Origin of the sequence: Micromonospora sp. NPDC047465 (assembly GCF_040643125.1) — a bacterium.
GTDB lineage: Bacteria > Actinomycetota > Actinomycetes > Mycobacteriales > Micromonosporaceae > Micromonospora.
On sequence record NZ_JBEYTP010000052.1, the window covers coordinates 16,388 to 41,339 of the forward strand.

The window sequence follows — 24,952 nt, forward strand, 5'->3', positions numbered from 1 at the left end:
TCGAGCGTGACGCAGCCTCCGTCGTACCCGACGCCGCCGGCCGGTGGGCCCACGCCCGCCGCCGGCGGCTTCGCGCCGCCCTCCGGCCCGACCAGCCAGGGGTACGCGGTGCCGCCGCAGTACGCCCCACCCGGGCACGTCCCGCCGGGCTGGGCCCCGCCACCCGGCTGGACCCCGCACCCCGCGCCGACCGGCCCCGGCGGTCAGCCGCTCGCCAGCTTCGCCGACCGGCTGCTCGCCGCGCTGATCGACGTCGGGCTGAGCACGCTGGTGGCGATGGTCCTCTTCCTGCCGGCGTTCCTGCTGCTCTGGTGGAACATGATGGCCGAGCTGACCCGGACCAACCCGGACGGCACCTTCGTCGAGCCGGACCCCGGGTCCTTCATGACCGACTTCATGCTGCCGATACTCCTGCTCGAACTGGGCCTGTTCGTGCTCATGCTCGGGCTCTACTGGCTCTACCACGTGGAGTACATGAAGCGCACGGGGCAGACCTTCGGCAAGCGGGTGATGAAGCTGCGGGTCGTGCCGCTCGACCCGGCCGCCACGCTGGACCGGCGGATGGCCGGCAAGCGGTACGCCGTGCAGCACGTCGCCGCGGTGTTCCTCCCCGGCCTCAGCTACCTCGACGGACTCTGGCAACTGTGGGACAAGCCCTGGCAGCAGTGCCTCCACGACAAGTTCGCCGGCACCGTCGTCGTTAAGGTGTCTGCGTGAGCGAGCGCAACGAGGCCAGGCCGTGAGCATCGAACCGGGCTGGTACGTCGACCCGGCCGATCCGGACACCCGACGCTGGTGGGACGGCGAGGGCTGGATCGGCGCGCCGATCCCCGTCGATGCCACCCCGCCCGAGGGACCACCGCCGCCGGAGCCGCCGCCCGCGCCCGCCCCGACGCCGCCCGCGGCACCGGTCTCCGCGCCGGGCGCGCCCGCGGGCCGGCAACCCCACCCCGGGCAGCCGTACCCCGGGCAGCCGTACCCCGGGCAGCCTCATCCCTGGCAGCCGCCGCGGGGCCACGGTCACCCGCAGGGGCCGCCGCCCGGCTGGTCGCCGGGGAACTGGCCGGGACGGCCGCCGGAGCCCCGCCCGCACGGGCTCCCGCTGGCCGGGTTCGGCGCCCGGCTGATCGCCCGGATGATCGACTTCGCCATCGTGCTCGCCCTGAACGCCGTGGTGAACGGTTGGTTCGTGTGGCGGCTGGTCGAGGAGGTCACCCCGTACTGGCGGGAGGTGTTCCGGCGGGCGCTGGCCGGCGACACCTCCACCGAGGGGCTGCCGCAGCCCAGCGAGCAGGCCGGCGGCCTCCAGGTCGTCATCCTGCTGATCGCCACCGCGCTCTGGCTCGCGTACGAGGTGCCGACGACGGCCGCCGGCGGGCAGACCTTCGGCAAGCGGGTGGTGGGCATCAAGGTGCTCCCGGTGGCCGCCGACGAGCCGCTCGGCTTCGGCCGGGCGCTGCGCCGGTGGAACACCCTCGGCCTGCCCACCCTGCTGTGGTACTGCTGCGGCCTCGGCCTGCTGCTCCAGCTCGTCGACGCGATCTCCCCGCTCTTCGACCACCCGCTGCGCCAGGCCCTGCACGACAAGCGGGCGCAGACCGTGGTGGTCCAGCTCCCCCGCACCCGCCGGACCAACCCGGACGACCGAACCGACCCCTCGGGAGACACCCCATGACCGACACCGGACGCCACCAGCCGGCGCTGCGGCTGACCCGCGCCGACCTGGACGCGCTGCCCAACTACGTGCCCGGCCGCAGCCCGGCCGACCTGGCCCGCGAGCTGGGGCTCCCCGAGGCGATCAAGCTGGCCAGCAACGAGGTCCCGTACGGGCCGCTGCCCGGCGTGGTGGAGGCCGTCGCCGAGGCCGTCGCCGGGGTGCACCGCTACCCGGACATGGGCGTGGTCGCGCTGCGCGAGGCGCTGGCCGAGCGGTACGGCGTGGACGCCGACCGGATCGCCACCGGCTGCGGTTCGGTGGCGCTGGCCGAGCACCTCGTCCGGGCCACCTGCCTGCCCGGGGACGAGCTGCTCTACTCGTGGCGCTCCTTCGAGGCGTACCCGATCATCGCGGCGACCAGCGGCGCGACCAGCGTACGGGTGCCCAACGACGCCGGGCACGGGCACGACCTGGCCGCGATGGCGGAGGCGGTGACCGACCGCACCCGGATGATCCTGGTCTGCAACCCGAACAACCCGACCGGGACGTCCGTCCGCCGGGCCGAGCTGGACCGGTTCCTCGACGCGGTCGGCGAGGACGTGCTCGTGGTCATCGACGAGGCGTACCGGGAGTTCGTCACCGACCCCGAGGTGCCGGACGGCCTCACCTACCTCGACCGGCCGAACGTGGTCGTGCTGCGGACGCTCTCCAAGGCCTGGGGCCTGGCCGGCCTGCGGATCGGCTTCCTGGTCGCCCAGCCGGCGGTGGCGGCGGCCGTGCGCAAGGTCGTCACGCCGTTCTCCACCAGCATGGCCGCGCAGGCGGGCGCGCTCGCCGCGCTCGGCCAGGCCGACGAGGTTCGGCGGCGGTGCGGCCTCGTCGTGGCGGAGCGCGACCGGGTGACCGAGGCGCTGCGCAAGCTCGTCCCGGACGTGCCGGGCAGCCAGGCGAACTTCGTCTGGCTGCCGCTGGGCGACCGGGCGGTGGACTTCGGCAAGGCGTGCGAGGCCCGGGGCGTGATCGTCCGGCCGTTCCCCGGCGACGGGGTCCGGGTCACCATCGGCACCCCGGCCGAGAACGACGCCTTCCTCGCCGTCGCCGAGGCGGCGCTGGCCTGAGCCGGGTCGCCCCGATCCGGCCGGCCGACGGGCGCCCCGCGGCCGGCCGGGTCGGGCGCCCGGCGGTGACCGGGCCGGTCCGCCATCCCCCCGCGGACCGACCCGGACGTCTCAGGCGGCCGGAACCGGCGGCCGGAACCGGGCCCGCCGGCGGTACGCGTAGACCGCGAAGAGCGCCACCACCAGAGCCGAGGTGACCAGTCCCCCGGTGAGCACCTCGTCGGAGCCGTCGACGGCGCTGGCCGCGGCGGGGACCGCGCCGAAGCTGACCGTGCCGGTGGCGGTCCGCTTGGTCCAGCCGCCGGCCAGGGCCAGCTTCACCGGCCCGCGCGAGTCGCGCACCTCCACGACACCCAACTGGCCGGTCAGGGTGCCGCCGATGAACCCGACGCCGAGGTTCACGGCGGGGGGCACCGTGATGTCCACCCCGGCGGTCCGGGCGAGCCGGACCGTCCGGCCGGACGGCGCGGCGTCGGCGGGCGACGCGGTGACCAGGATCAGGATCGCGCCCAACAGGGCGGCCAGGAGGCGCACAGGTGGGACTATAGGTAACTTATGTCCGTTTTGTCGAGCAGCCGGGCGGGTGGCGTCTTCACGTCGCGGCGAGGATCACCGGTTCCGAGGTGAGGTAGTAGCGCTGGTCGTCCCCCGTCGGATCGACCGGCTCCCGGAGCCGCTCCACGGCCACGAAGCCGCCCGCCGCGTACGCCGCGCCGGGTGCCCAGCCGATCCCGTCCGAACCCGCGTTCAACGCGAACCAGGACCGCTGCGCCCCCGTCACCGGGTCCAGCGTCACCAGGTCGTTCGTCTCGGTCAGCAGGTGCACCCGGCCGGGCTGGACGGCGAGCAGCCGTGCCGCCGGCAGGTCGGGACGGCGCCACAGCTCCGCGCCGGTACGGGCCGAACGGGCGACCGGCACCCCGTCGACCACCGCCACCGCCGTCCCGTCGACGAGTTCGGCGTCCGGCCGGTCCAGGGCGGGGGCGGGGACCGGCTCCCCGTCGCCGACCAGCCACCCCCGGCCCGCGTCCTCCCCCGGCGCGGCGGTCCGCAGGGCGGCGCACCCGACCCGACCGGTCCCGCAGCCCACCGGCGTCGCCACCAGCTCGTCGCCGGCCCCGGGCGGCCGCCACCGGACGCCGACCACGCCGGTCGCGGCGTCGCGGAACTCCACCACGGCCGGACCCGCGCAGGCGTCCACGGTGATCAGCTGCCCCGACGCCGTCGTGCCGACCGCCTCCCGGCAGCCGGGATCCGCGTCGGCCCGCCAGAGTTCACGGCCGTCGGCCAGGTCGATGCCGCGGGCGCCCGCGCCCGTCGCCACCACCACCTGCCGGCCGTCGGCGGCACGGGCGACGAAGACACCCTGGGGGTCCCAGACCGTGGCCGCGCCGGTGCGCCGAACCGCCCGCTCCCCGACCGGCGCCGGCCCCGCCGCCTCCCAGGCCACCCGGCCGGTACGCGCGTCCAACGCCACGAGCCGCCCGTCCGACCAACGGCTGACCACCGTCGTCCCGCTCGCCACCACCCCGTCCAGCTCCGCCGGCCAACGCCGGTACGACCAGTACGGGGTGGTCCGGTGCCGGCCGTCGACCGGTCGGTCGGCGTAGATCTGGCGGTGGGCGGCGTAGACCCTCAGCCGGCCGTCCACGATCAGCGGGGCGACCGGGAGCCGGCCGACCACGCCGACGGCCGCGGCGGCGGCCGGCGGGTACGCGCCCCGGGCGGGCGTGCTGACCTCGGCGGGGGCGAGCACCCGGTGGACCGTCGCCGCGACGGCGGCGGTGGCGAGCAGCGCCGCGACCGCCACCACGATCCGTCGCCGGCCCTTCGGGAACCCCATGCGCACCTCCGCCCGGCACCCTACCCAGCGGGGCCGGTCAGGGCCCTGTCAGGTCGCCGCGCGCCCTGTCAGGCCGCCTCGGCGGTGCCGGTGGCCGCCGCCGCGGCCAGGTCGGCGAGATCCTGCCGCAGGGCGCGCTCGACCGCCCGGGCGGCCAGCCCGCCGAGCAGCAGCGCGACCACCCGGCCGTACGGGGCGGTCGGCACCGCCTCCTGCTCGACGGTGACGGCGGTGCAGCCGCGGCGACGCCGCTCGACCGGGCGCAGCGTCCAGGTGATCCGGTAGTCCACCCCGGCGCCCCGCGAGCCGAGCACCAACCGCCGGGGCGGCTCGGCCTCGATGACGACGAACTCCTCGACCAGCGCCGTGCCGTCGGGCTGGGAACGGGCCTCCCGCCAGGCGGTGCCCGGGCCGAACGCGCCGGGGGTGAGCACCTCCACCGGGCCGGTGAAGCGCCGGGTGCGGGTGGTCAGGTCGGTCAGCAGTCGCCAGAGGTCGGCGTCGTGCGCCTCCACGAACTCCGTGACCGCCACCGTCGACATGCCACCTCCCGTGGCGTCGACGGTACGCCGGGTGAGCGCGGAACGGGGCCCCCGGGAGCGGAATTTCCACCACCGGAGGCCCCGAGCCCGAGCCGGCGCCCGGTCAGCGGCCGAACTGACCGGCCCGTATCCCGCCCACGAAGGCCGCCCACCCCGGCGGGCTGACCGCCAGCGTGGGGCCGGCCTGGTCCTTGGAGTCGCGTACGCCCACCACACCGAGGACGTCGACCAGGTTGTCCGCCACCTCCACGCAGAGGCCCTGGTCGTTCGAGCGGCTGCTGGTACGCCAGACCGCGCCCGGGAGATCGTTCATCGTCGTCACCTTGTTCCTGTCGTCGGGACGCCCGCCGGCGACCGGGACCGGGGCCGGAAAGGGAGCGTCCGGCCCGGCCCGGCGCGGCATGGCGACGGAATCCGCGACGATCAACGGCGCAAGGACGGACGCCGGTCGCACCATCTGTGCGACCGGGGTCCGTCGTGCGCGGAGGTGGGCGGGACGGGCCGGCGGAGGTGACGCCGGCCGTTCGCGCGGCTCCACCCGGCCCGTCGGTGGGGAGGTCAGCGCGCGGCGACGATCGTCCCGGTCACCTCGCCCAGGGCGATGGTGGTGCCGTCCGGGCCGGGCGCGGTGGCCGTGATGCTCACCGTGTCGCCGTCCTCCAGGAACGTGCGGGTCTCGCCCCCGGCGAACTTCACCGGCTCGGCCCCACCCCACGTCAGCTCCAGGAACGAGCCGACCTGCCCCCGCTCAGGCCCGGAGACGGTGCCCGAGGCGTAGAGGTCGCCGGTACGCAGCGAGGCGCCGTTGACGGTCAGGTGCGCCAACTGCTGCGCCGGCGTCCAGTACATGGTGGCGAACGGCGGCTCGCTGACGCGCTCACCGTTCCACTCCACCGAGAGGCGCAGGTCCAGCCCGAGGTGCGGCACGTCGCGCAGGTAGTCGGCGACCGGCGGGTCCTGGTCGGGCGCGGGGACGAAGGCGTCGCCGAGCGCGTCCAGCGGGGTCACCCAGGCGGACACCGAGGTGGCGAAGGACTTGCCCAGGAACGGGCCGAGCGGCTGGTACTCCCAGGCCTGGATGTCCCGGGCCGACCAGTCGTTGACCAGCACCACGCCGAACACGTGGTCGGCGAAGTCGTCGGCGGGGACCCGCGTGCCCAGCCGGCTGGGCACGCCGACCACGAAGCCGACCTCGGCCTCGATGTCGAGGCGTACGGACGGGCCGGTGACCGGGCCCTGCGCGGTGGCCCGCTGCCCGCTGGGCCGCACGACCGGGGTGCCGGAGACGACCACCGTGCCGGCCCGGCCGTGGTAGCCGATCGGCAGGTGCTTCCAGTTCGGCAGCAGGGGCGGTTGACCGGGGCGGAAGATCTGCCCCACGTTGCCCGCGTGGTGCTCGGAGGAGTAGAAGTCGACGTAGTCGGCCACCTCGAACGGCAGCACCATCCGCACCTCGTCCAGCGGCACCAGCAGCGGCTCCACCGCCGGCCGGTGGGCGGCGTCGGTGAGCAGCTCGGTCACCCGCTGCCGGACGGCCGTCCACTGCGGGCGCCCGAGGGCCATGAAGTCGTTGAGGGTGGGCCGGCCCAGCGTGCCGGCCGCCAGCACCAGGCCGGCCGCCTCCGCGCCGGCCAGGTCGAGCACGAAGTCGGCGATGCGTACGCCGACGCGCGGCTCGCGCTCCCCCTGGCGGAACACCCCGTACGGCAGGTTGGCCACCCCGTACGACGATCCGTCGGCACCCGTCACCCAGCTCATGCCGGCCCTCCGCTGCGCTCCGGGCCGCCCTGAGGCGTCACCGGCCTGCAATGATGATTCGCTCGCTGACGCTCGCTCATGCGTCGAAGCCCCCGTTCACCAGCCCCAGCCGGATCAGATCGGTCAGTGGTTCCAGGATGCTGCACGAGCCGAAGCCGACCCACAGCGGGCGCGGGGCGGCCAGCGCGCCCTCGACGCGCTGCACCAGCGGGCGCGGGTCGGTCGCGGTGAGCAGCTCGGCGACCCGCTCCACCCCGGCGCCTTCGGCGGCGGCCAGCGTCGCGGCCAGCACGTTGGCGAAGCCGTGGTGGGTGAAGCCGGTCTCCGGGTCGAGGTGCCGGACCGCCTCGTGCAGCCCGGCGGTCAGCTTGAACGGCAGGCCCCGGTCCCGGCAGCCGCAGATCACCGCGGCCAGCTCGGCTGGGGTCGGGAAGAGCTCGGCGGCCAGCCCGCCGGTGCGGAACTTCGCCGCGACCGGCAGCCCCTCGGCGCGGGCCGCGGCGAGCGCGTCCAGCGCCCCCATCAGCCCGAACGTCAACGGCACCTCGGCGTAGACGGCGAGGCCGCCGGCGGCGGGAGCGCCGGCCCGGTTCGCCCGCCGGGCCAGCCCCACCAGCTCGGGCAGGCCCGGCAGCGGGTCCTCGCCGCGCTTCGCGACCGCCGCCTCGGCCTGCCGGACACGGATGCGCGGGTCGACCCCGGCCAGCGCCTCGTCGAGCCGGGCGACCGGCACGTCGCCGATGACGCCGACCTCGATCTCCTCCCCCGCGTCGAGCAGCGCGGCCAGCTCGGGCAGCCGCGAGGCGGGGACCAGGAGCGGGCCGACGAGGTCGGCGTACCAGGAGGCGCGGTGCCGCCGGTGCGCGGCGACGGCGTCGGGCAGCGGCGCGCTGCCGGGCGGGAAGACGGCGGCGTCGTCGACGAGGCCGTCGAGAAGCGCGGGCACCTGCGTTGACACGAGACAAGAATGTACGGGACGCTACAAGGAACGGACAACAGCGTCCGATTATCGGACACCGTTGGATCGGTGAACGGGACGAACCGGGAGGCGAGATGCCGTACTACCGCAGCGTCGGCGAGGTGCCACGCAAGCGCCACACCCAGTTCCGTCAGCCCGACGGCAGCCTCTACGCCGAGGAGCTGATGGGTCAGGAGGGCTTCTCCTCCGACTCGTCCCTGCTCTACCACCGGCACGCGCCGACCGCGATCGTGGCGGCCGAGGAGTTCGCCCCGCCGGCGTTCACCCGGGTGCCCAACCTGCCGCTCAAGCCCCGCCACCTGCGCACCCACAAGCTCGACGGGGCCGGCGCGGACCCGGTGCTCGGCCGGCAGTACCTGCTCGCCAACGACGACGTGCGGATCGCGTACGTGCTGGCGGACCGGCCGTCGCCACTGTTCCGCGACGCGACCGGCGACCACTGCCTGTACGTCGAGTCGGGCACCCTGCGGGTCGAGTCGACGTTCGGCGTGCTCGACGCGGTGGCCGGCGACTACGTGGTCATCCCCACCTCGACCATCCACCGGCTGGTGCCCACCGGCGACGAGCCGGTCCGGCTGCTCGCCGTCGAGGCGGCCGGCCACATCGGCCCGCCCAAGCGCTACCTCTCCGTCCGGGGCCAGTTCCTCGAGCACTCGCCGTACTGTGAGCGGGACGTGCGCGGGCCGGACGCGCCGCTGCTGGTGGACGAGACCGACGTGGAGGTGCTGGTCCGGCACCGCCGCGGCTGGACCCGCTACGTCTACGCCCACCACCCGTTCGACGTGGTCGGCTGGGACGGCCACATGTACCCGTGGGCCTTCTCCATCCACGACTTCGAGCCGATCACCGGCCGGATCCACCAGCCGCCGCCCGTGCACCAGACGTTCCAGGGCCCGAACTTCGTGATCTGCTCGTTCGTGCCGCGCAAGGTCGACTACCACCCGGACGCCATCCCGGTGCCGTACAACCACCACAACGTCGACTCCGACGAGATGCTCTTCTACACCGGCGGCAACTACGAGGCCCGGCGCGGCTCCGGCATCGAGCAGGGCTCGATCTCGCTGCACCCGTCCGGCTTCACCCACGGCCCCCAGCCGGGCGCCGCCGAGCGCTCGATCGGCGCCGACTTCTTCGACGAGCTGGCCGTCATGGTCGACACCTTCCGCCCGCTCGACCTCTGCGACGCCGCGACCGCGTGTGAGGACGACGGCTACGCCTGGACCTGGGCGCGCCGCCCCTAGACCGTCGTACGCGACAGGACGGCGAGCTCGGCGGCGGCAGCCGTGGCGATGGCGAGGACCAGCGGCCACGGGGTGCCGACCAGGGCGTAGAGCAGGATCAGCGTGGGCGCGGCGGCCGCCGCGTAGACGGCCAGCGCCAGCGTGCGGTCGGAGCGCAGCAGGCCGGGCAGGATGCTCCGGGTCAGGCCGGGCAACTTGGCGGCGAAGCGCCAGACCACGAGGGCCCCGCCGAGCGCCGCGAACGCCGCCGCGACCCGGGACAGCCCGGCGCTGCCCGGTGCCATGCAGGCGATCAGCACGGCGGTGATCATCGTCCAGCCCGCGCCGTAGACCACGAGCTGGCGCAGGCCCGTCGAGATGGTGCGGCCGGAGTCGACCCGGCCGGGGCTCATCGCGGCGGCCTCGGCCAGGTGTTCCAGCGCCTCGCTCCAGCGCCGCTGCTCCAGCCGGAGCACCCCGATGTCGTGCCGGGCCTCGGCGAGCTGCGGGTCCAGCCGCAGCGCCTCGCGGTAGGCCCGCTCGGCCAGGTCGAACAGCTGCATGTTGGCGGCGACCAGCCCCAGCACCAGGTGCGCCTCCGGCTCCTCGGGGGCCAGCTCGACCCCGCGCCAGGCCGCGTTCAGCGCCGGCTGCCCATTGCGCGCGCCGGCCAGGATCGCCGCGGCGCTGCGCTGGGCGTACGCATCGTCGGGCCCCAACGCGAGGATCTGGTCGGCCGTGCGGGCCGCCTCGGCGTACTCCTCCAGGTCGGTCAGGGCGAGGGCGCGGGCGAGCAGCGCCGGCACGGCGTCCGGCGCGGCGGCGACAGCGGCGTCGGCGGCGGTGCGCGCCTCCGTCGGCCGGCCGGCCGCGAGGTGCACCCGGGACAGCATGGTCAGCGCCCCGGCGTTGGCCGGCTCCAGGGCGACGGCGTAGGAGACCTCGGCCGCGGCCTCGTCGTAGCGGCCCAGCTCGGCGAGGAGCTGGGCACGCTGGAGGTAGCCGTGGAAGGCGGAGCGGTCGGAGGTGGCGTCGCTGGACATCGCGGCGAGCCTAGGCGGCCGGAGCGTCGTACACCAGGGCCACCGCGATGCCGGTGAGGCCCTCGCCGCGTCCGGGGAAGCCGAGGCCGTCGGTGGTGGCCGCGGAGACGGTGACCGGCGCGCCGACCGCCTCGGAGAGCACCCGCTGGGCCTCCTCGCGGCGCGGGCCGATCTTGGGCCGATTGCCGATCACCTGCACCGACACGTTGCCGATCGCGAAGCCGGCGGCCCGCACCCGGCGGGCGCTCTCGGCCAGCAGCGCGACGCCCGACGCGCCGGCCCACTCCGGCTGCCCCACCCCGAAGTTGGCGCCCAGGTCCCCGAGGCCGGCCGCGGAGAGCAGCGCGTTGCAGGCGGCGTGCGCGGCCACGTCCGCGTCCGAGTGCCCGGCCAGGCCGTCCTGGTCGGGCCAGAGCAGACCGGCCACCCAGCACGGCCGGCCCGCCTCGAAGGCGTGCACGTCGGTGCCGATGGCCACCCGGGGAACGATCATGCGACGAGGGTACGCGTCAACCGCCGGCGGCCAGCAGGTGCTCGGCCAGCGCCAGGTCGAACGGGCGGGTGACCTTCAGCGCGTACTCCGAGCCGGGGACGCAGAGCACCGGGACGCCCTGCTTCTCGACCAGGCCGGCGTCGTCGGTGAGCGGGTCACCGGCGGCGGCGTGCGCGGCGGCCAGCACCGCCCGGCGGAAGCCCTGCGGGGTCTGCACCGCCCGCAGGGCGGAACGGTCGACGGTGCCGAGGACGACCTCGCCGGCGCCGACCTCCTTGATCGTGTCGACCACGGGGAGCACCGGGATCACCGCGTCGTGCCCGGCGCGGACGGCCGCCGCGACGGATTCCACCAGGTCGGGCGGGGTCAGCGCCCGGGCGGCGTCGTGCACGAGGACGATCTCCGGGCCGGCTGGCACGGCGGCGAGGGCGGCGGCCACGGAGGCCTGCCGCTCGGCGCCGCCGGGCACCACGGTCACCGGGGCGACCGGGCCGAGCAGGTCGCGGACGGCCGTCACCTCGGCGGCCGGAGCGGCCACGACGATGGTGTGCACCGAGGGCGCGGCGGCGAGCCGGCGGACGGCGTGCACCAGCAGCGGTTCCCCCGCCAGCAGGCGGAGGGCTTTGGGCCGGCCGGGCCCGAGGCGTACGCCGGCACCGGCCGCAGGCACGAGGACCGCGACGTCACCGCACGGATTGAGCTGCGCGGTCACGTCGCGGTCCTCGGTGGTTTCTTCGCTACGAATCGGGTACGACGATGCTGTGGGACTAGGCCTCGGTGAGCACCTTGTCGAGCAGCGTCTCCGCCTCGTCCTTGGTGCTCTTCTCGGCCAGCGCGACCTCGCCGACGAGAATGTCGCGGGCCTTGGCGAGCATGCGCTTCTCGCCCGCGGAAAGGCCCCGCTCCCGCTCCCGGCGCCACAGGTCGCGGACGACCTCGGCGACCTTCAGCGGGTTGCCCGAGGCCAGCTTCTCCAGATTCGCCTTGTAACGCCGCGACCAGTTGGTCGGCTCCTCGGTGTGCGGTGCACGGAGCACGTCGAAGACCTTGCCGAGGCCCTCTTCGCCGACCACCTCGCGCACACCCACGATCTCGGCGTTCTCGGCGGGCACCCGGACCGTCAGGTCACCCTGCGCGACCCTCAGGACGAGGTATTGCTTAGGCTCGCCCTTGATGACCCGAGTCTCGATTGCCTCGATGAGTGCGGCCCCGTGGTGGGGGTAAACAACGGTCTCGCCGACACTGAAAACCATAGGTTCGAAACCCCTTTCGCTGTGTCTAGGGTAACACGCTCAGGCACCGATGTCTCACCGCTGTCCTGACCGTTGGCGCAGCTCAGGGGCCCTGTGAGAGGTATTTCTTCGGCTTGACAGACCATCAAACCGATGATTCGAACACGCTCCGTAACCTGTGGATGACGGGCCGGTACGAGTGACGCGAACGTCGAGATCAAGGGCTATGCGCTCCTCCCATGGTATCCCGCCGCCCGCATATGCGCCCAGGTGTAGCGGTACGAGGGCCCGTGCGGGACGCTGGAGGTCAAGCCGCTGTCCGCTCACCGAGACGTCCTGGGGGGTCCGATGGGCAAGCCCGACGCAGACGGCCCCGAACTGCCCGACCTGCCGCCGGAGTGGGGCCGGGTGGTCGTGCCGGACGACGCCTCCGCCCTGGCGGCCGAGGCCGAACAGGTCCGCCGCGAGCTGCGTGCGCGAGCCGGTCAGGGCGGCCCCCGCCGGGTCACCCGGTCCCCGCTCGCCCTGCCCCTGCTGATCCTGCTGGTGGCGGTGCTGGCCACGGTCGCCGGCCTGATGACGGTCACCTGGCCCCGCTCCGGCCGGACCGCCCCGGGGCCCACCCCCGCGCCGTACGCCCCGCCGACCGGGATGACCGGACGGCCGCTGCCGGCGCTGGACCTGGTCGACGCGGGGCAGTCACCGGTGCCGCTGCGCGGGCTGCTGCCCGCGATGATCATCCTGGTCGACGGGTGCACCTGCCCGGACGACGTGGCCACCGCCGCCGCCCTGGCGCCCGCCGGGGTCACGGTCGTCACCGTCGCCGGGGACCGGCCCTTACGCGTCTCGCCGCCACCCGCCGGGGCGACCGTACGACCGCTGGCCGACCCGGCGGGCGGGCTGCGCGCGTTCCTGCACCTGCCGCCCCGCCCCGGGGTCGCCGCCGCGCTGCTGGTCGACCGGGCCGGGACGCTGGTCACGGTGGTGCCCGAGGTGCGCTCCGCCGAGGACTACCGCACCGACCTGGCCGGCCTCGCCGCCTGATCCGGCGCCCGGCGTCTCCCCGGCAGCCCGGCGACCCGGGGGCCCCGCGCGGGGCGCCGGCGCGTCAGGGCAGGCCGACCAGCTGCGCGTCCACGCGGAGCGGTTCGGCGTCGGCGGTCGACAGCGAGACCCGGAACGGCCCGCCCACGGCGGTCAGCTCGATCGACACCACCGTCCCGTCGCACCCGACGGTCGGGAAGGGGACGGCGGCCCTGATCCGCTCGAGTACGACCAGCAGCTCACCCGGCCCCGTACAGCGGTACTGGAGCAGGAAACGGGTGGCGGCCTCACCGGCGGCCTGTTTGACCACCCGGCTGTTCTCCCGGCCGAGCGTCGCCCGCTCCCGCCAGATCGTGTTCGGAAGACGGCCGAGCCGACGCGCCTCGGGATCGACCCGGACGCCGGCCCGCCCCCCGGAGTCGACCCGGAACGCCGCACCGGTGAGCGGGTCGACCCGGAACGCGGCACCGGTGCGCGGGTCGACCCCGACGGTGGCTCCGCCGTCGCTGTCGCCGGGCAGGGACCAGACGGAGACGACCCCCTCACCGTCGACGGTCACCCTCGACGAGACGATGGGGTCACCGGTGCCGGGCACGTACCCGGACCGGCTCTGCGCGGACGGGGCCGGCGCGCCGGCCGCCGGGCCGGTGGCCGGCGCGCCGGTCTGCCACCACCAGCCCCCGGCGACCAGGGCCGTCAGGGCCGACCCGGCCAGCACCGCCGCGCGCAGCCGGCCGCCGGCCGCCACGGCTCCCCGGACCGCCCCGGCGTGCGGGCCGTCCGCCACTGCCCCCGGCCGGTCTGCCGCCTCCGCGTCCATTACCAGAGGGTAACCGTGGCACGCCCGCCGCGTCGCTGTCAGTCCTGCCGTTCGAGAAGCGCGGCGTAGAGGGTCAGGCCCGGCCCGAACGCCAGCATCACCACCCGCCCCGGCGGCGACGCGGCCCGGCGCAGCCGGTCGAGGATCAGCAGCACCGTCGGCGACGAGCAGTTGCCGTGCTCGGCCAGCGTCGCCCGGGACGCCGCCAGCCCCTCCGGCGGCAGCGCCAGTTCCCGCTCGACGACGTTGAGGATGCGCGGGCCGCCCGGGTGCACGGCCCATCCGTCCACCCCGGACAGCGTCGCGCCGTGCCGGGCCAGCAGGTCGTCGACCAGGCCCCGGACGTGCCGGGAGAGCACCTGCGGCACCTTCGGCGACAGCCCCATCCGGAAGCCGGTGTCGGTGACGTCCCAGGTCATGTGGTCGGCGGTGGAGGTGTCCGTGACGGAGGTGACCTCACGCAGGGCGTACCCCCGGCCGCCGGGGACGACCACGGTGGCGACCGCGGCGTCCGAGAAGAGCGCGTGGGAGACGATCTGCTGGGTGTCCACCCGGGCGCCGGACGGCTGGATGTGCAGGCTGGTCAGCTCCGCGCAGAGCAGCAGCGCCGGCCGGCCGCGGGCGGTCACGAAGTCGCTCGCCGCGCCCAGCCCGGGCAGGGCCGCGTAGCAGCCCATGTGGCCGACGAACATGCGCTGCGTGTCCGGGGCCATGCCCAGGTCCCGGGCGAGCAGGATGTCCAGCCCCGGGGTGGCGTACCCGGTGCACGAGCAGACCACGAAGAGCCCGACGTCCCCCGCGGCGAGGCCGGCGGCCGTCAACGCCCGACCCACCGCCTCCTTGCCCAACGGCAGCGCCTCGACCTGGTAGCGGCGCATCCGCCGCTCCGTCGGCCAGTCGGAGACGTCCTCCAGCAGCGGGTTGACCGCGGCCTGGCGGCGGGTGACCCCCGAGTGGGCGAAGATCCGCTGCGCCAGCGCGCGCGTGCTGCCGGAGAAGTGCTTCGAGAAGAAGCCGTCCCACAACTCGTCCTGCGCCGCCGACGGCGGGTGTGCCGTCCCCAGCCCCGCGATCACCGGTACGGCCACGATGCCCACCTCTCGTCCGGCCCTGCGCGCCGGGCGGCCCGCCCCGCCGCCGTCCCCCGTGCCGGGGGCAGCTCCGTCCGCCGCCCCGGCGGACCTCCCACGCTCACCAACGAGGGACCGATCCGTCGCGGTCCGGGTCGCCGCCCAACGCGGCGATGCCCAGCCAGTCGGCGCAGACGTCCGAGGTGGCCGGGTGCAGCGAACCGCAGCGGGCATCCCGGTAGAGCCGCTCCAGCGGATGCCCCCGCCGGGTGGCGGAGGTGCCGGCCGCCTCCAGCATCGACGCCGCCACGTCGGCGGCGGTCGTGCCGGCGAGCAGCTTGGCCCGCCACACCCAGCGGTTGGTCTCCGCGTCCCCAGGCGCCTCGTCCACCCGCCGGGCGGCCTCCGCGACCACCAGGTGGGCGGCCGCCACGGCGGCGTCGGCCCGGCCGAGGCGGGACCGGACGGCCGGCAGGCCGGCGAGGTTGCGGGCGTTCAGGTGCTCGGCCGCCGCGTCGACCGCCGCCCGGGCCACCCCGACGTAGACGGCGGCGTAGCTGGCCACCAGCCAGTGCGGCATGAGCTGGGCGACGACCAGGGCCAGGCCCTCCACGCCGCCGAGCAGCCGGTCGGCCGGCACGGTCACGTCCAGGTGCAGGTCGTGCGAGGAGGTCGCCCGCATGCCGAGCGAGTCCCAGGTGGGCTCGACGGTCAGCCCGTCCCCGGCCGGCACCAGGAACTGGGAGACCACCGACTGGTCGGCGGCGCTGCGGGCGGCCACCAGGTAGCCGTCGGCGTGCCCCGCCCCCGAGCAGAACGTCTTGCTGCCCTTGAGGTGGTATCCGCCGTCGACCGGCTCGTAGACGGTACTGAGCTGGGACAGCCGCGCGCCGGCGCCGCGCTCGCTCATCGCCACCGCGTACCAGGAACCCTGGGCGGCGGCGGTGAGGAGCCGGTCCCGGGCGGCCAGCGCCTCGTCCGGCACGCCGAGCGCCTCGGCCAGTTCCTCGGTCACCGCGCCGAGGGCGCCGGTGACCGAGGCGTGCATGTTGAACACCAGGGCCGTCGCCCCGTTGCCCCGGGCCAGCTCGGTGGCGACCGCCGCGTACTCCGCGAAGGTGGCGCCCGCCCCGCCCAGCTCGGTGGGGACCATCAGGCCGAACAGCCCGGCCTCGCGCAGATCCCGGAAGTCCTCGACCGGGAACGAGCCGTCGCGGTCGTGCCCGGCCGCCCGGGCGGCCAGCCTCGGTGCCAGGCGGCGAGCCGCCTCCAGCGCGTGCAGCGTCATACAGCCCCCTCCTCGGCCCTGTCCTACCCAGGGACCCGTTCCGCTATCCGCTCCGCGTGCCCCGCCCCTGGTAGAGCACGGCGGTCGACCAGGTCGGCACGATCCGGGGCGCCGCACCGGCCACCGTCGACCGCGGATGGCCGGGAACCGGCGCGCCCGCACGACCGACCACAGTCCCGCCCGGGTGGACGGCGGCGGGCGCGGCAGGCCGGTCGGTGACGGTCGTGCCCGGACGGTCGGCGTCGGCGCGGTGGGCACGACCGGTGGCCCGGAGCCGGCGGGCCAGCCAGCCGAGCAGCCCGGGCACGCCCGGCCGGATCCCCCGCAGCCGTAGCCGGACGCCGTGCCGGGCGCACTCGGCGACGAGCGCCCGGGCGTCCACGAACAACCGTGGGTCGTGGATGCCCCTCGGCACGGTCGGCAGCCGCTCGGCGACCCGGACGGCCAGCAGCCGGCTCAACGCCGTGTCGTTCAGCGTGTCCAGCACGAGCAGACCACCGGGGCGGAGCAGCCGGCACGCCTCGGCCACCGCGCGCCGCCAGTCCGGCACGTGCTCCAGGATCTCGCCCGCGGCGACCACGTCGGCGCAGCCGTCGGCCAGCGGGACGGCGGTGACGTCGCCGTTGACGGCGGTCACCCCGTGCGCGGCGGCCTGCGCCAGGGCCGACCGGGTGAGGTCGACGCCGACGTGCCGGTAGCCCTTGCCGGCCAGGTGCGGGGCGAGCAGCCCGGCGCCGCAGCCGAGGTCGACCAGGAGGGCGCCGGGGCGGGACGCCGGCGGCACGAGTGCGGCGCGCGCCTCGGCCAACCAGTGCAGCATCGCGAACGCGCCGTCCGGACGCCACCACTCGCCGGCCAGGTCGTCGTACTGGCGCGGATCGTTGCGCGGCAGGGTGCGGCCCGCGTCTCGCATGAACCGAGCGTGGCACGACTGCCCGGTAACGACCAGACTTTCCTCATGTCGTCAACGGTGCTAGGGCTGGTCAGGGCGAGCCACCCGGAGCCGGCCGCCGCGGTCACCACCGTGGCCGGGCTGCTCGCCTGGGGCGCCGGGCACCGGCCGGCCGGCGTCCTGGCCGTGGCGCTGACCGTGGCGGCCAGCCAGCTCGCCGTCGGCTGGGCCAACGACGCGCTCGACGCGGACCGCGACGCCACGGTGGGGCGTACCGACAAACCGGTCGCCACCGGCGCGGTGGGCCGGCGCACCACGGCCGTGGCCGCGGCGGTGGCCGTGCTCGCCACCCCGGCGCTGGCGCTGTTCACGGGCCCGGCCGCCGCGCTCTGTGCCACCGTCGGGCTGGTCTCCGCGCTGCTCTACGACTGGCCGCTGAAGTCGACCCCGGTGTCGGTGCTGCCCTACGCGGTGTCCTTCGGGTCGCTGCCCGCCTTCGTCGTGCTGGCGCTGCCCGGGGCGCCGGCCCCGCCGGTCTGGCTGGTCGCCGCCGCGGCCTGCCTGGGCGCGGGGGCGCACTTCGCCAACGTCCTGCCCGACCTGGCCGACGACGCCCGGACGGGGGTCCGCGGGCTGCCGCACCGGCTCGGCCCGGCCGGCAGCCGCGCCGCCGCCGCCGGCCTGCTGCTCGCGGCGACCGCCACGCTGGTCGTCGGGCCGCCCGGACGGCCGTCGGGCGTCGGCGTGGCCGCGGTCGCCGCCGCTGTCGTGGTGCCGCCCCTGAGCTGGTACGGCGGGCGCGGCGCCGCCCGGGCCGGAGGTCGGCCCGTGGCCGCGTTCCGGGCCGTCATGCTGATCGCCCTCATCGACGTCGTCCTGCTGGTCACGAGCGGCCGGCTGGTCTGAGGTCCGCCCCGGGGAGTGGCATTCCCGGGTCGGCGTGCGGGGGCGGATCAGGCCCAACTACCCTGGAGCGCGGTCTGCGCGGGCATGGCCACCGTGCCCGGCGTGAGCACCGGGTGGGATCGTGACGAGGAGGACCGACGTGACGCGCTCGATCAGGGGTTCCCGGCGGGCGGCCCTGCTGCTGTCCGGGCTGGCCGCGGCGACCGGGCTGCTGCTGTCCGGCTGCGGCGCCGGCCAGATCGCCGAGACCGCCAACAAGGAGCCGTCGGTCCAGGGCGTCAACCTGAATGTCACCCTGCCGGCCGGCGAAGGTTCCTACGCGGTCCGTGGCCTGCTGGTCGAGTTCCCGGGCGTCGAGGGCTACAAGGCGGGCGCCAACGCCGTCCTCAACGCCGTGATCTACAACGACTCGAAGAAGCCGGTCACCGTGACCGTGACCACCGACAGCGCCCGCGAGGTCGTGATCACCGGTAAGGGGGCCGCGACCAGCCCGTCGGCGTCGCCGTCCGAGTCCCCGTCGCCCACCCCGTCGGAGTCGGAGTCGGCCAGCCCGGGCGCCTCGGCGAGCCCGTCGGAGTCGGTCAGCCCCGGCGCCCCGGAGAGCCCGTCGGCCCCGGCGAGCCCCGCCGCGCCCGCCGGCGAGCCGGCCCGGATCGAGATCCCGCCGCTGAGCTACGTGCAGCTCAACACCGAGGCCGACCGTGTCCTCCAGCTCATCGGCCTGAACGAGGCGCTGCGCTCCGGGCAGAACGTCATCCTGACCTTCGACTTCGGCAACGGCGACACGGTCACCGGCCCGGCGCCGGTCGCCGTGCCGCTCACCCCGGCCGCGCCTCCGTCGCAGATCGTCGAGCGCCTGGGCGGCTACGACGAGAACGAGGGCGGCGGCCACTGACCCTCCGCCCGCTGTTTCCGAAGACACCGTCGGCGTGGTGACCGCCACGCCGACGGTGTCTTCGTCGTACGCGGGGACTAACGTCCCCATGTGACCACCTCCCGATCGACGTCCCCGCGCGCCGCCGGCGGGCGCGGCCGGGCGTCCAGCCGCGAGCCCCGACCGGCCTACGAGTGCGACGCCTGCGGGCACCAGCCGCCCAAGTGGGTCGGGCGCTGCCCCGAGTGCGGCGAGTGGGGCTCGGTGGTCGAGTGCACCGTCACCGGCCCGACCGTCTCCGGCAAGGTGGTCAGCTCGCGGATGCCGGCCGAGCCGGCCCGGCCGATCGCCACCATCAGCGCCGCCCCGGCGCGGGCCCGGCCCACCGGGGTCAGCGAGCTCGACCGGGTGCTCGGCGGCGGCCTGGTCCCCGGCGCGGTGGTGCTGCTCGCCGGCGAGCCGGGCGTCGGCAAGTCCACCCTGCTGCTCGACGTGGCCCAGCAGTGGGCCGCCGGGGCCGGCAGCCCGTCGCTGGTGGTCAGCGGCGAGGAGTCGGTCAGCCAGGTCCGGCTGCGCGCCGAGCGGATGGGCACCCTGCACGACCAGCTCTACCTCGCCGCCGAGAGCGACCTCGCCGCGGTGCTCGGCCACCTCGACGCGGTCAAGCCGGGCCTGCTGGTGCTCGACTCGGTGCAGACCATCTCCACCACCGGCGCCGAGGGCGTGTCGGGCGGGGTGACCCAGGTGCGGGCGGTCACCGCCGCGCTGGTCGCGGTCGCCAAGGAGCGCGGCATCGCCACCGTGCTGGTCGGCCACGTCACCAAGGACGGCCAGGTCGCCGGCCCCCGGGTGCTGGAGCACCTGGTCGACGTGGTGCTGCACTTCGAGGGCGACAAGCACTCCTCCCTGCGCATGGTGCGCGGCGTGAAGAACCGCTTCGGCGCCGCCGACGAGGTGGGCTGCTTCGAGATGCACGAGGGCGGCATCAGCAGCCTGGCCGACCCGTCCGGGCTGTTCCTGACCCGCTACGCGGAGCCGGTCCCGGGCACCTGTGTCACGGTGGCGATGGAGGGCCGCCGGGCGCTGGTCACCGAGGTGCAGGCCCTGATCGGCGCGACGGTGGCCGGGTCGCCCCGGCGCACCGTCTCCGGGCTCGACTCGGCCCGGCTCGCGATGGTGCTGGCCGTGCTCCAGCGCCGCACCGAGCGGCTGACCCTGCACGACCGGGAGGTCTTCGCGGCCACCGTCGGCGGCATCCGGGTGGTGGAGCCGGCGGCCGACCTGGCGGTCGCCCTGGCCGTCGCCTCGGGCGGGCTCAACCTCGCCATCGCGCCCCACCTGGTGGCGATCGGCGAGGTCGGGCTCACCGGCGAGGTGCGCCGGGTCGGCGCGGTGCCGCGCCGGCTGGCCGAGGCGGCGCGGCTCGGGTTCCGGCTCGCGCTGGTGCCGACCGGGTGCGGGCCCGAGAGCACCGGCGTGACCCCCGGGGGCATGCGCGTGATCGAGGTCACCGACGTGCGCTCGGCGCTCCAGGCCGTCGCCCGCGCGTCGGCGGAGTGAGCGGCGATGGCCGGGCGACGGGACCGCCGGGGCGATACCGGACAGCCGGGCCGCCGGCTCCCGGTCCGGGCGACCTGGGGCATCGCGACACATCACAGTAACCACGACAGCACCCACCGCAGGGCAGTCCGTAGACTGTGCCCGTGCCGATCGACCGCGATACCACCAAGCCTGCCGGCGCGACGCCCCACGCCCGCACCGGCGCCGTGGGCTCGCCCGCCCGCCCGATCAGCGTGAGCGTGACCGGCGGCGCCGGGGGTGCCGGCGACCCGCTGCGGGCCAACCTGGCACTGATGGCCCCGGGCACGGCGCTGCGCGACGGCCTCGAGCGGATCCTGCGCGGCCGCACGGGCGCGCTGATCGTCCTCGGCTACGACAAGGTCGTCGAGGGGCTCTGCACCGGCGGGTTCCCGCTCGACGTCGAGTTCTCCGCCACCCGCGTCCGCGAGCTGTGCAAGATGGACGGCGCGGTCGTGCTCTCCAGCGACGGCACCCGCATCGTCCGGGCGGCCGTGCATCTGATGCCCGACCCGAGCATCCCCACCGAGGAGTCCGGCACCCGGCACCGCACCGCCGAGCGGGTCGCCCGGCAGACCGGCTACCCGGTGATCTCGGTGAGCCAGTCCATGCGGATCATCAGCCTCTACGTGAACGGCCAGCGGCACGTGCTGGACGACTCGGCGGCGATCCTGTCCCGCGCCAACCAGGCGCTCGCCACGCTGGAGCGCTACAAGCTCCGGCTGGACGAGGTCTCCGGCACCCTCTCCGCGTTGGAGATCGAGGACCTGGTCACCGTACGGGACGCGGTCGCGGTGGTGCAGCGGCTGGAGATGGTCCGCCGGATCGCCGACGAGATCGCGGGCTACGTGGTGGAGCTGGGCACCGACGGTCGCCTGCTGGCCCTCCAGCTCGACGAGCTGATGGCCGGCGTCGACGCCGACCGCACCCTGGTCATCCGGGACTACCTCCCGGCCGGCCGGAAGTCCCGCACCCTCGACGAGGCGCTGGTCGAGCTGGACCTGCTCGGCGCGACCGAGCTGATCGACCTGGTCTCCGTCGCCAAGGCGATCGGCTACCCGGCCGCCTCCGACGCGCTGGACGCGGCGGTCAGCCCGCGCGGCTTCCGGCTGCTCGCCAAGGTGCCCCGGCTGCCGGTGGCCGTGGTCGACCGCCTCGTCGTGCACTTCGGCAGCCTCCAGCGCCTGCTCGGCGCCACGGTGGAGGACCTCCAGGCCGTCGAGGGGGTCGGCGACGCCCGCGCCCGCGGCGTCCGGGAGGGGCTGTCCCGGCTCGCCGAGGCGTCCATCCTGGAGCGCTACGTCTGACCCGGCCGGCTCGGGCGGCTCGGGGCCGCTCAGCCGTCGGTGACGGTGAGCTTCACCGGCTCGCTGAGCTTGGTGCCCACCCGGGCGAAGACCTGGTACGTCCCGGCCGGCGGGTTCGGGCCCGCCGCCACTCCGTTGTTGCACTTGCTGCTGTCGCGGCCGTTCCAGCCCACCTGGTAGGAGCGCTCGAAGCCCGGCGTGAAGGACTGCACGTCGGAGCCCTTGCCGGTGCCGCAGGTGTCGGACGACCAGATCTTCTCGGCCCCCGACTTGATGAACAGCTCCTGCTCGTCGGCGCCGACGTCGCGGCTGCACGTCCGCTCGGACCGGTTCTTCACCTTCAGCTGGAGGTCCACCACGGCCCCGCGGACCACCGACGCGGGCAGCGCCACCGGCGTCACGGTGATCTCGGCGTCCGTGCAGGCGCCGTCGCCGGCGGCCGGCACGACCGGCGCCGCCGGCGGCGTGTCGGTGGTGGTCGGGCCGCCCGACGGGTCGGCGCCGCCCGGGTCGCCCGACGCTCCCGGCGAGGGCCCGCCGGTCTGCGGGCTCAGCACAGGGCCGGTGGGTCCCGGTGTCGAACCGGGCGACGTCGTGCCCGACGCGGGCTGCGCGTCGCCGCTGTCGTCGGCCTTCCGGTCCGAACCGGTGCACGAATAGAGCAGGACAATCAGGAAGAGAAGCCCCGCTCCGAGCACGACGGCGCGACGCCGCCAGTAAACGGCGGGTGGCAGGGGGCCGACCGTCAGACGCATGATGCCCCCACCGTAGCGGCGCGGGGCTCGGCAGCCCGGCGCGACGCGCCGAGGTGTCCGCAGCTCACCGTTCCCACCCTCCACATGCGACGATCATGCCTGCCGACGGTGTTCCGCCGGCGACACAGGGTCGCGGGTCAGAGATACACCTTGCGCTGGTAGATGGCGTGGGCGCCGGCGACCCGGTCCAGGAAGAGCAGCCCTGCGCAGTGGTCGATCTCGTGCTGCAGGGCCCGCGCCTCGAACCCGTCGGTCACCAGCCGTACGGGCTTGCCGCTGCCGGGCAGCACGCCCTCCACCACAAGCCGGCTGGCCCGCTTGACGTCGCCGGTGAGGTCGGGCACCGACATGCACCCCTCCCGGGCCACCTTCCACCGGCTCGCCTCGACGACCCGGGCGTTGCACAGCACGAAGGTGCCGTGCACGGTGACCGCCTTCGGATGGCCGGTCACGTCGACCGCGAAGACCTGCGCGCCCACGCCGATCTGCGGGGCGGCCAGCCCGACGCAGCCCGGCGACACCCGCATGGTGGCGACCAGGTCGGCCGCCAGGCGTACGGTCTCCTCGGCCGTCGGGTCGACCTCGCCGCCGTGCCGGCTGAGCACCTGGTCGGGGGCGGACACCACCGGCCGCACCTCCCCCGGCGCGTCCAGGGACTCCGGGGTCCAGTCGCCGAGGCCGGCGTACGCCTCGCTCTCCGGGGCGCGCTCGTCGCCGGTCACAGCAGATCCGGGTCGGCCGGGCGGAGGGTCACCCCGACACCCAGGTCGGCGGCGGTCGACGCGAGCCGGCCGGCCACCTCGTCGGCCGTGCCGGGCGGCAGCTCCACCTCGGCGACCACCACGTAGAGCGACCCGGTCAGCCGGGTGCTCAGGTCGGTGACGTTGCCGCCGGCGTCGGCGAGCACGCGGGTCATCGCCGCGACGATGCCCATCCGGTCCGCGCCGTGCACCGCCATCACGTACGGCTCGCCGGCCGGAGCCGTCTCGCCGTCGGGGGTGACCTCGCGTACGGTCGCCAGCAGCTGGCCGTCGGCGGAGAGCGGCGCGAGCGCGGCCTCGACGTCGGCGGCGGCCGGGCCCACGCAGACCAGGGTCATCGCGAAGTGCCCCCGCAGCCGGGTCATCGTGCTGTCGGTGAGGTTCGCGCCGAGCCGGGCGAGCACCTCGGCGACGTCGGCCACGATGCCCGGCCGGTCCCGGCCGATGACGGTGATCGCGAGCTCGTTCATCCGGGCATTCTGCCCGATCCGCCGGGCGCCGCCGCAGCGCCCCGCCCAGGTCGCCCAGCCAGCGGGACGGCGGCCGAGCCGCGAGACCGCCGCCCGCGCCGCGTCGGGGGCACGCCGCGTGACATCATCGGCGGCGCGATGTCTGAGCCCACTTTCGCCACCCTGGTCAGCCGGTGGTACGAGGAGAACGCCCGCGACCTACCGTGGCGGAAGCCCGACGTCACCCCGTGGGCGATCCTGGTCAGCGAGGTCATGCTGCAGCAGACGCCCGTCGTGCGGGTGCTGCCCGCCTGGGCGGCGTGGCTGGACCGCTGGCCCGACCCGGCCGCGCTCGCGGCGGACAGCCCCGCGGAGGCGATCCGGATGTGGGGACGGCTCGGCTACCCGCGCCGGGCGGTACGGCTACGGGAGTGCGCCGTCGCGATCGTCGAGCGGCACGGCGGTCAGGTCCCGGACCGGCTGGACCAGTTGCTGGCCCTGCCGGGCGTCGGGACGTACACGGCCCGGGCGGTGGCCGCGTTCGCGTACGGTCAGCGGCACCCGGTGGTCGACACCAACGTACGGCGGGTGGTCTGCCGGGCGATCGCCGGCGAGCCGGACGCCGGCCCGGCCACCCGCCCGGCCGATCTCGTGGCCACCGAGGAACTGCTTCCCGTCGAGCCGGCCGCCGCCGCGCTGGCCAGCGCGGCCTTCATGGAGCTGGGCGCGGTGATCTGCACCGCCCGCTCACCCCGCTGCGGAAGCTGCCCCGTCGAGGCGGTCTGCGCCTGGCGGGCGTCCGGCCAGGAGGCCCCCGCCGGCCCGAGCCGACGCCCCCAGCGGTACGCCGGCACGGACCGCCAGGTGCGCGGGCTGCTGCTCGGCGTGCTCCGGGAGGCGACCGGCCCGGTGCCGCACCAGCGTCTCGACCAGGTGTGGGCCGACGACGTGCAGCGGGCCCGGGCGCTCACCGGGCTGGTGCGGGACGGCCTCGTGGAGCCGGTGGGCGAGTCGTCGTTCCGCCTCGTCGGTGACGGCCCACCGGTCCCCGTCGCGCGCCTCCCGGCATGACGAAAGGGCCGGCCCCGTTCGGGGCCGGCCCTTGTCGTTGGTGGTGTCTGGATCAGGCGGCGTAGCCGCGGGTGGCGATCCAGTCGGCGAGGGCCTCGGTGGTGATCCAGTAGGAGGCCTGGGCCGGGTTGGCGGAGTCGGCGATCTTCACCGTCTGGCCGTTGTCGCGGTAGCCGACGACGCTGATGTAGTGGCCGCCCTCGAAGGAGTGGACGCCGCCGTCGGTGTCGGTGGCGGTGCCGGCGATGTTGG

The 24,952-nt window shown here is 75.6% G+C and carries 27 protein-coding genes and 1 pseudogene; 10 read left to right on the forward strand and 18 right to left on the reverse strand.

Translation table 11 applies throughout. The annotated features are described in order from the left end of the window. The first annotated feature begins 6 nt into the window (after positions 1-6). From ABZ793_RS30395 to hisC, 3 genes are read left to right on the forward strand one after another with little or no spacing between them, the layout of a single operon-like run. Entirely contained in the window at positions 7-717 is a 711-nt protein-coding gene (locus tag ABZ793_RS30395) for an RDD family protein (RefSeq protein ID WP_357463388.1), read from the forward strand. A 22-nt stretch (positions 718-739) separates the two neighbouring features. After that, a complete protein-coding gene (locus tag ABZ793_RS30400; RefSeq protein WP_357463391.1) occupies positions 740-1,675 on the forward strand; it encodes an RDD family protein in 936 nt (311 codons plus the stop codon). Next, positions 1,672-2,775: a histidinol-phosphate transaminase gene (gene hisC, locus ABZ793_RS30405; protein ID WP_357463394.1), complete on the forward strand. Its 1,104-nt coding sequence runs from the start codon at positions 1,672-1,674 to the stop codon at positions 2,773-2,775. Before ABZ793_RS30400 ends, hisC begins: the two co-directional genes overlap by 4 nt. Before the next feature lie 111 nt (positions 2,776-2,886). Here the strand turns inward: hisC and ABZ793_RS30410 are convergent, their stop codons facing one another. The 6 genes from ABZ793_RS30410 to ABZ793_RS30435 form a co-directional block, all read right to left on the reverse strand. After that, positions 2,887-3,309: a hypothetical protein gene (locus ABZ793_RS30410; RefSeq protein WP_357463397.1), complete on the reverse strand. Its 423-nt coding sequence runs from the start codon at positions 3,307-3,309 to the stop codon at positions 2,887-2,889. Between the two features lie 58 nt (positions 3,310-3,367). Further along, entirely contained in the window at positions 3,368-4,618 is a 1,251-nt protein-coding gene (locus tag ABZ793_RS30415; RefSeq protein WP_357463400.1) for a PQQ-binding-like beta-propeller repeat protein, read from the reverse strand. A gap of 68 nt (positions 4,619-4,686) precedes the next feature. Continuing rightward, positions 4,687-5,160, reverse strand: coding sequence for an SRPBCC family protein (locus ABZ793_RS30420; RefSeq protein WP_357463403.1), 474 nt, complete (start codon positions 5,158-5,160; stop codon positions 4,687-4,689). 103 nt (positions 5,161-5,263) lie between these two features. After that, positions 5,264-5,473 (reverse strand): DUF397 domain-containing protein, encoded by a 210-nt coding sequence (locus tag ABZ793_RS30425; RefSeq protein ID WP_357463406.1) that lies wholly within the window; start codon positions 5,471-5,473, stop codon positions 5,264-5,266. Positions 5,474-5,718: 245 nt separating this feature from the next. Continuing rightward, positions 5,719-6,918 (reverse strand): fumarylacetoacetase, encoded by a 1,200-nt coding sequence (gene fahA / locus ABZ793_RS30430; protein ID WP_357463410.1) that lies wholly within the window; start codon positions 6,916-6,918, stop codon positions 5,719-5,721. Between the two features lie 76 nt (positions 6,919-6,994). Beyond that, positions 6,995-7,876 carry a hypothetical protein gene (locus ABZ793_RS30435; protein ID WP_357463413.1) on the reverse strand — a complete coding sequence of 294 codons (882 nt, stop codon included), beginning with the start codon at positions 7,874-7,876 and terminating at the stop codon, positions 6,995-6,997. 95 nt (positions 7,877-7,971) lie between these two features. Here ABZ793_RS30435 and ABZ793_RS30440 point away from each other — a divergent pair, with 95 nt between their 5' ends. After that, positions 7,972-9,138 carry a cupin domain-containing protein gene (locus ABZ793_RS30440; RefSeq protein ID WP_357463415.1) on the forward strand — a complete coding sequence of 389 codons (1,167 nt, stop codon included), beginning with the start codon at positions 7,972-7,974 and terminating at the stop codon, positions 9,136-9,138. Here the strand turns inward: ABZ793_RS30440 and ABZ793_RS30445 are convergent. From ABZ793_RS30445 to ABZ793_RS30460, 4 genes are read right to left on the reverse strand one after another with little or no spacing between them, the layout of a single operon-like run. Further along, complete coding sequence (locus tag ABZ793_RS30445) at positions 9,135-10,160, reverse strand: tetratricopeptide repeat protein (RefSeq protein WP_357463418.1); 1,026 nt, start codon at positions 10,158-10,160, stop codon at positions 9,135-9,137. The genes ABZ793_RS30440 and ABZ793_RS30445 overlap by 4 nt on opposite strands. A gap of 10 nt (positions 10,161-10,170) precedes the next feature. Continuing rightward, the gene (ispF, locus tag ABZ793_RS30450) at positions 10,171-10,653 is read right to left on the reverse strand and encodes a 2-C-methyl-D-erythritol 2,4-cyclodiphosphate synthase (RefSeq protein WP_350706742.1); all 483 of its coding nucleotides are present in this window, start codon (positions 10,651-10,653) and stop codon (positions 10,171-10,173) included. 16 nt (positions 10,654-10,669) lie between these two features. Next, a complete protein-coding gene (gene ispD, locus ABZ793_RS30455) occupies positions 10,670-11,365 on the reverse strand; it encodes a 2-C-methyl-D-erythritol 4-phosphate cytidylyltransferase (protein ID WP_357463422.1) in 696 nt (231 codons plus the stop codon). 55 nt (positions 11,366-11,420) lie between these two features. Further along, complete coding sequence (locus ABZ793_RS30460; protein ID WP_007073334.1) at positions 11,421-11,906, reverse strand: CarD family transcriptional regulator; 486 nt, start codon at positions 11,904-11,906, stop codon at positions 11,421-11,423. Between the two features lie 327 nt (positions 11,907-12,233). Here ABZ793_RS30460 and ABZ793_RS30465 point away from each other — a divergent pair, with 327 nt between their 5' ends. After that, the gene (locus ABZ793_RS30465) at positions 12,234-12,929 is read left to right on the forward strand and encodes a hypothetical protein (protein ID WP_357463425.1); all 696 of its coding nucleotides are present in this window, start codon (positions 12,234-12,236) and stop codon (positions 12,927-12,929) included. Between the two features lie 64 nt (positions 12,930-12,993). Here ABZ793_RS30465 and ABZ793_RS30470 read toward each other — a convergent pair whose 3' ends face one another. The 4 genes from ABZ793_RS30470 to ABZ793_RS30485 form a co-directional block, all read right to left on the reverse strand. Next, positions 12,994-13,749 carry a hypothetical protein gene (locus ABZ793_RS30470; RefSeq protein ID WP_357463428.1) on the reverse strand — a complete coding sequence of 252 codons (756 nt, stop codon included), beginning with the start codon at positions 13,747-13,749 and terminating at the stop codon, positions 12,994-12,996. Between the two features lie 38 nt (positions 13,750-13,787). After that, positions 13,788-14,837 (reverse strand): type III polyketide synthase, encoded by a 1,050-nt coding sequence (locus tag ABZ793_RS30475; RefSeq protein ID WP_357463430.1) that lies wholly within the window; start codon positions 14,835-14,837, stop codon positions 13,788-13,790. 103 nt (positions 14,838-14,940) lie between these two features. Beyond that, positions 14,941-16,107 (reverse strand): acyl-CoA dehydrogenase family protein, encoded by a 1,167-nt coding sequence (locus ABZ793_RS30480; RefSeq protein ID WP_357463433.1) that lies wholly within the window; start codon positions 16,105-16,107, stop codon positions 14,941-14,943. 43 nt (positions 16,108-16,150) lie between these two features. Then, positions 16,151-17,020, reverse strand: coding sequence for a methyltransferase domain-containing protein (locus ABZ793_RS30485; RefSeq protein ID WP_357463436.1), 870 nt, complete (start codon positions 17,018-17,020; stop codon positions 16,151-16,153). Positions 17,021-17,065: 45 nt separating this feature from the next. Here ABZ793_RS30485 and ABZ793_RS30490 point away from each other — a divergent pair, with 45 nt between their 5' ends. The 4 genes from ABZ793_RS30490 (at position 17,066) to disA (ending at position 21,664) form a co-directional block, all read left to right on the forward strand. Beyond that, entirely contained in the window at positions 17,066-17,905 is an 840-nt protein-coding gene (locus tag ABZ793_RS30490) for a UbiA family prenyltransferase (protein WP_357463439.1), read from the forward strand. A gap of 139 nt (positions 17,906-18,044) precedes the next feature. Next, positions 18,045-18,800 (forward strand): hypothetical protein, encoded by a 756-nt coding sequence (locus ABZ793_RS30495; protein WP_357463442.1) that lies wholly within the window; start codon positions 18,045-18,047, stop codon positions 18,798-18,800. Positions 18,801-18,890: 90 nt separating this feature from the next. Beyond that, the gene (gene radA, locus ABZ793_RS30500) at positions 18,891-20,339 is read left to right on the forward strand and encodes a DNA repair protein RadA (protein WP_350706725.1); all 1,449 of its coding nucleotides are present in this window, start codon (positions 18,891-18,893) and stop codon (positions 20,337-20,339) included. A 143-nt stretch (positions 20,340-20,482) separates the two neighbouring features. Next, positions 20,483-21,664 carry a DNA integrity scanning diadenylate cyclase DisA gene (gene disA / locus ABZ793_RS30505; RefSeq protein WP_350706723.1) on the forward strand — a complete coding sequence of 394 codons (1,182 nt, stop codon included), beginning with the start codon at positions 20,483-20,485 and terminating at the stop codon, positions 21,662-21,664. A 29-nt stretch (positions 21,665-21,693) separates the two neighbouring features. Here disA and ABZ793_RS30510 read toward each other — a convergent pair whose 3' ends face one another. The 3 genes from ABZ793_RS30510 to ABZ793_RS30520 form a co-directional block, all read right to left on the reverse strand. Beyond that, entirely contained in the window at positions 21,694-22,419 is a 726-nt protein-coding gene (locus ABZ793_RS30510) for a hypothetical protein (protein WP_357463447.1), read from the reverse strand. A 137-nt stretch (positions 22,420-22,556) separates the two neighbouring features. Beyond that, the gene (locus ABZ793_RS30515) at positions 22,557-23,141 is read right to left on the reverse strand and encodes a peptide deformylase (protein WP_357463450.1); all 585 of its coding nucleotides are present in this window, start codon (positions 23,139-23,141) and stop codon (positions 22,557-22,559) included. After that, a complete protein-coding gene (locus ABZ793_RS30520) occupies positions 23,138-23,650 on the reverse strand; it encodes an ACT domain-containing protein (RefSeq protein WP_357463453.1) in 513 nt (170 codons plus the stop codon). The genes ABZ793_RS30515 and ABZ793_RS30520 overlap by 4 nt, the downstream gene beginning before the upstream one ends. A gap of 138 nt (positions 23,651-23,788) precedes the next feature. Here ABZ793_RS30520 and ABZ793_RS30525 point away from each other — a divergent pair, with 138 nt between their 5' ends. Continuing rightward, positions 23,789-24,700, forward strand: coding sequence for an A/G-specific adenine glycosylase (locus tag ABZ793_RS30525; protein ID WP_357463456.1), 912 nt, complete (start codon positions 23,789-23,791; stop codon positions 24,698-24,700). Between the two features lie 52 nt (positions 24,701-24,752). On the opposite strand, the pseudogene ABZ793_RS30530 reads toward ABZ793_RS30525, so the two are convergent. After that, positions 24,753-24,952, reverse strand: a pseudogene (locus tag ABZ793_RS30530) (phytochelatin synthase); the annotation flags it as partial.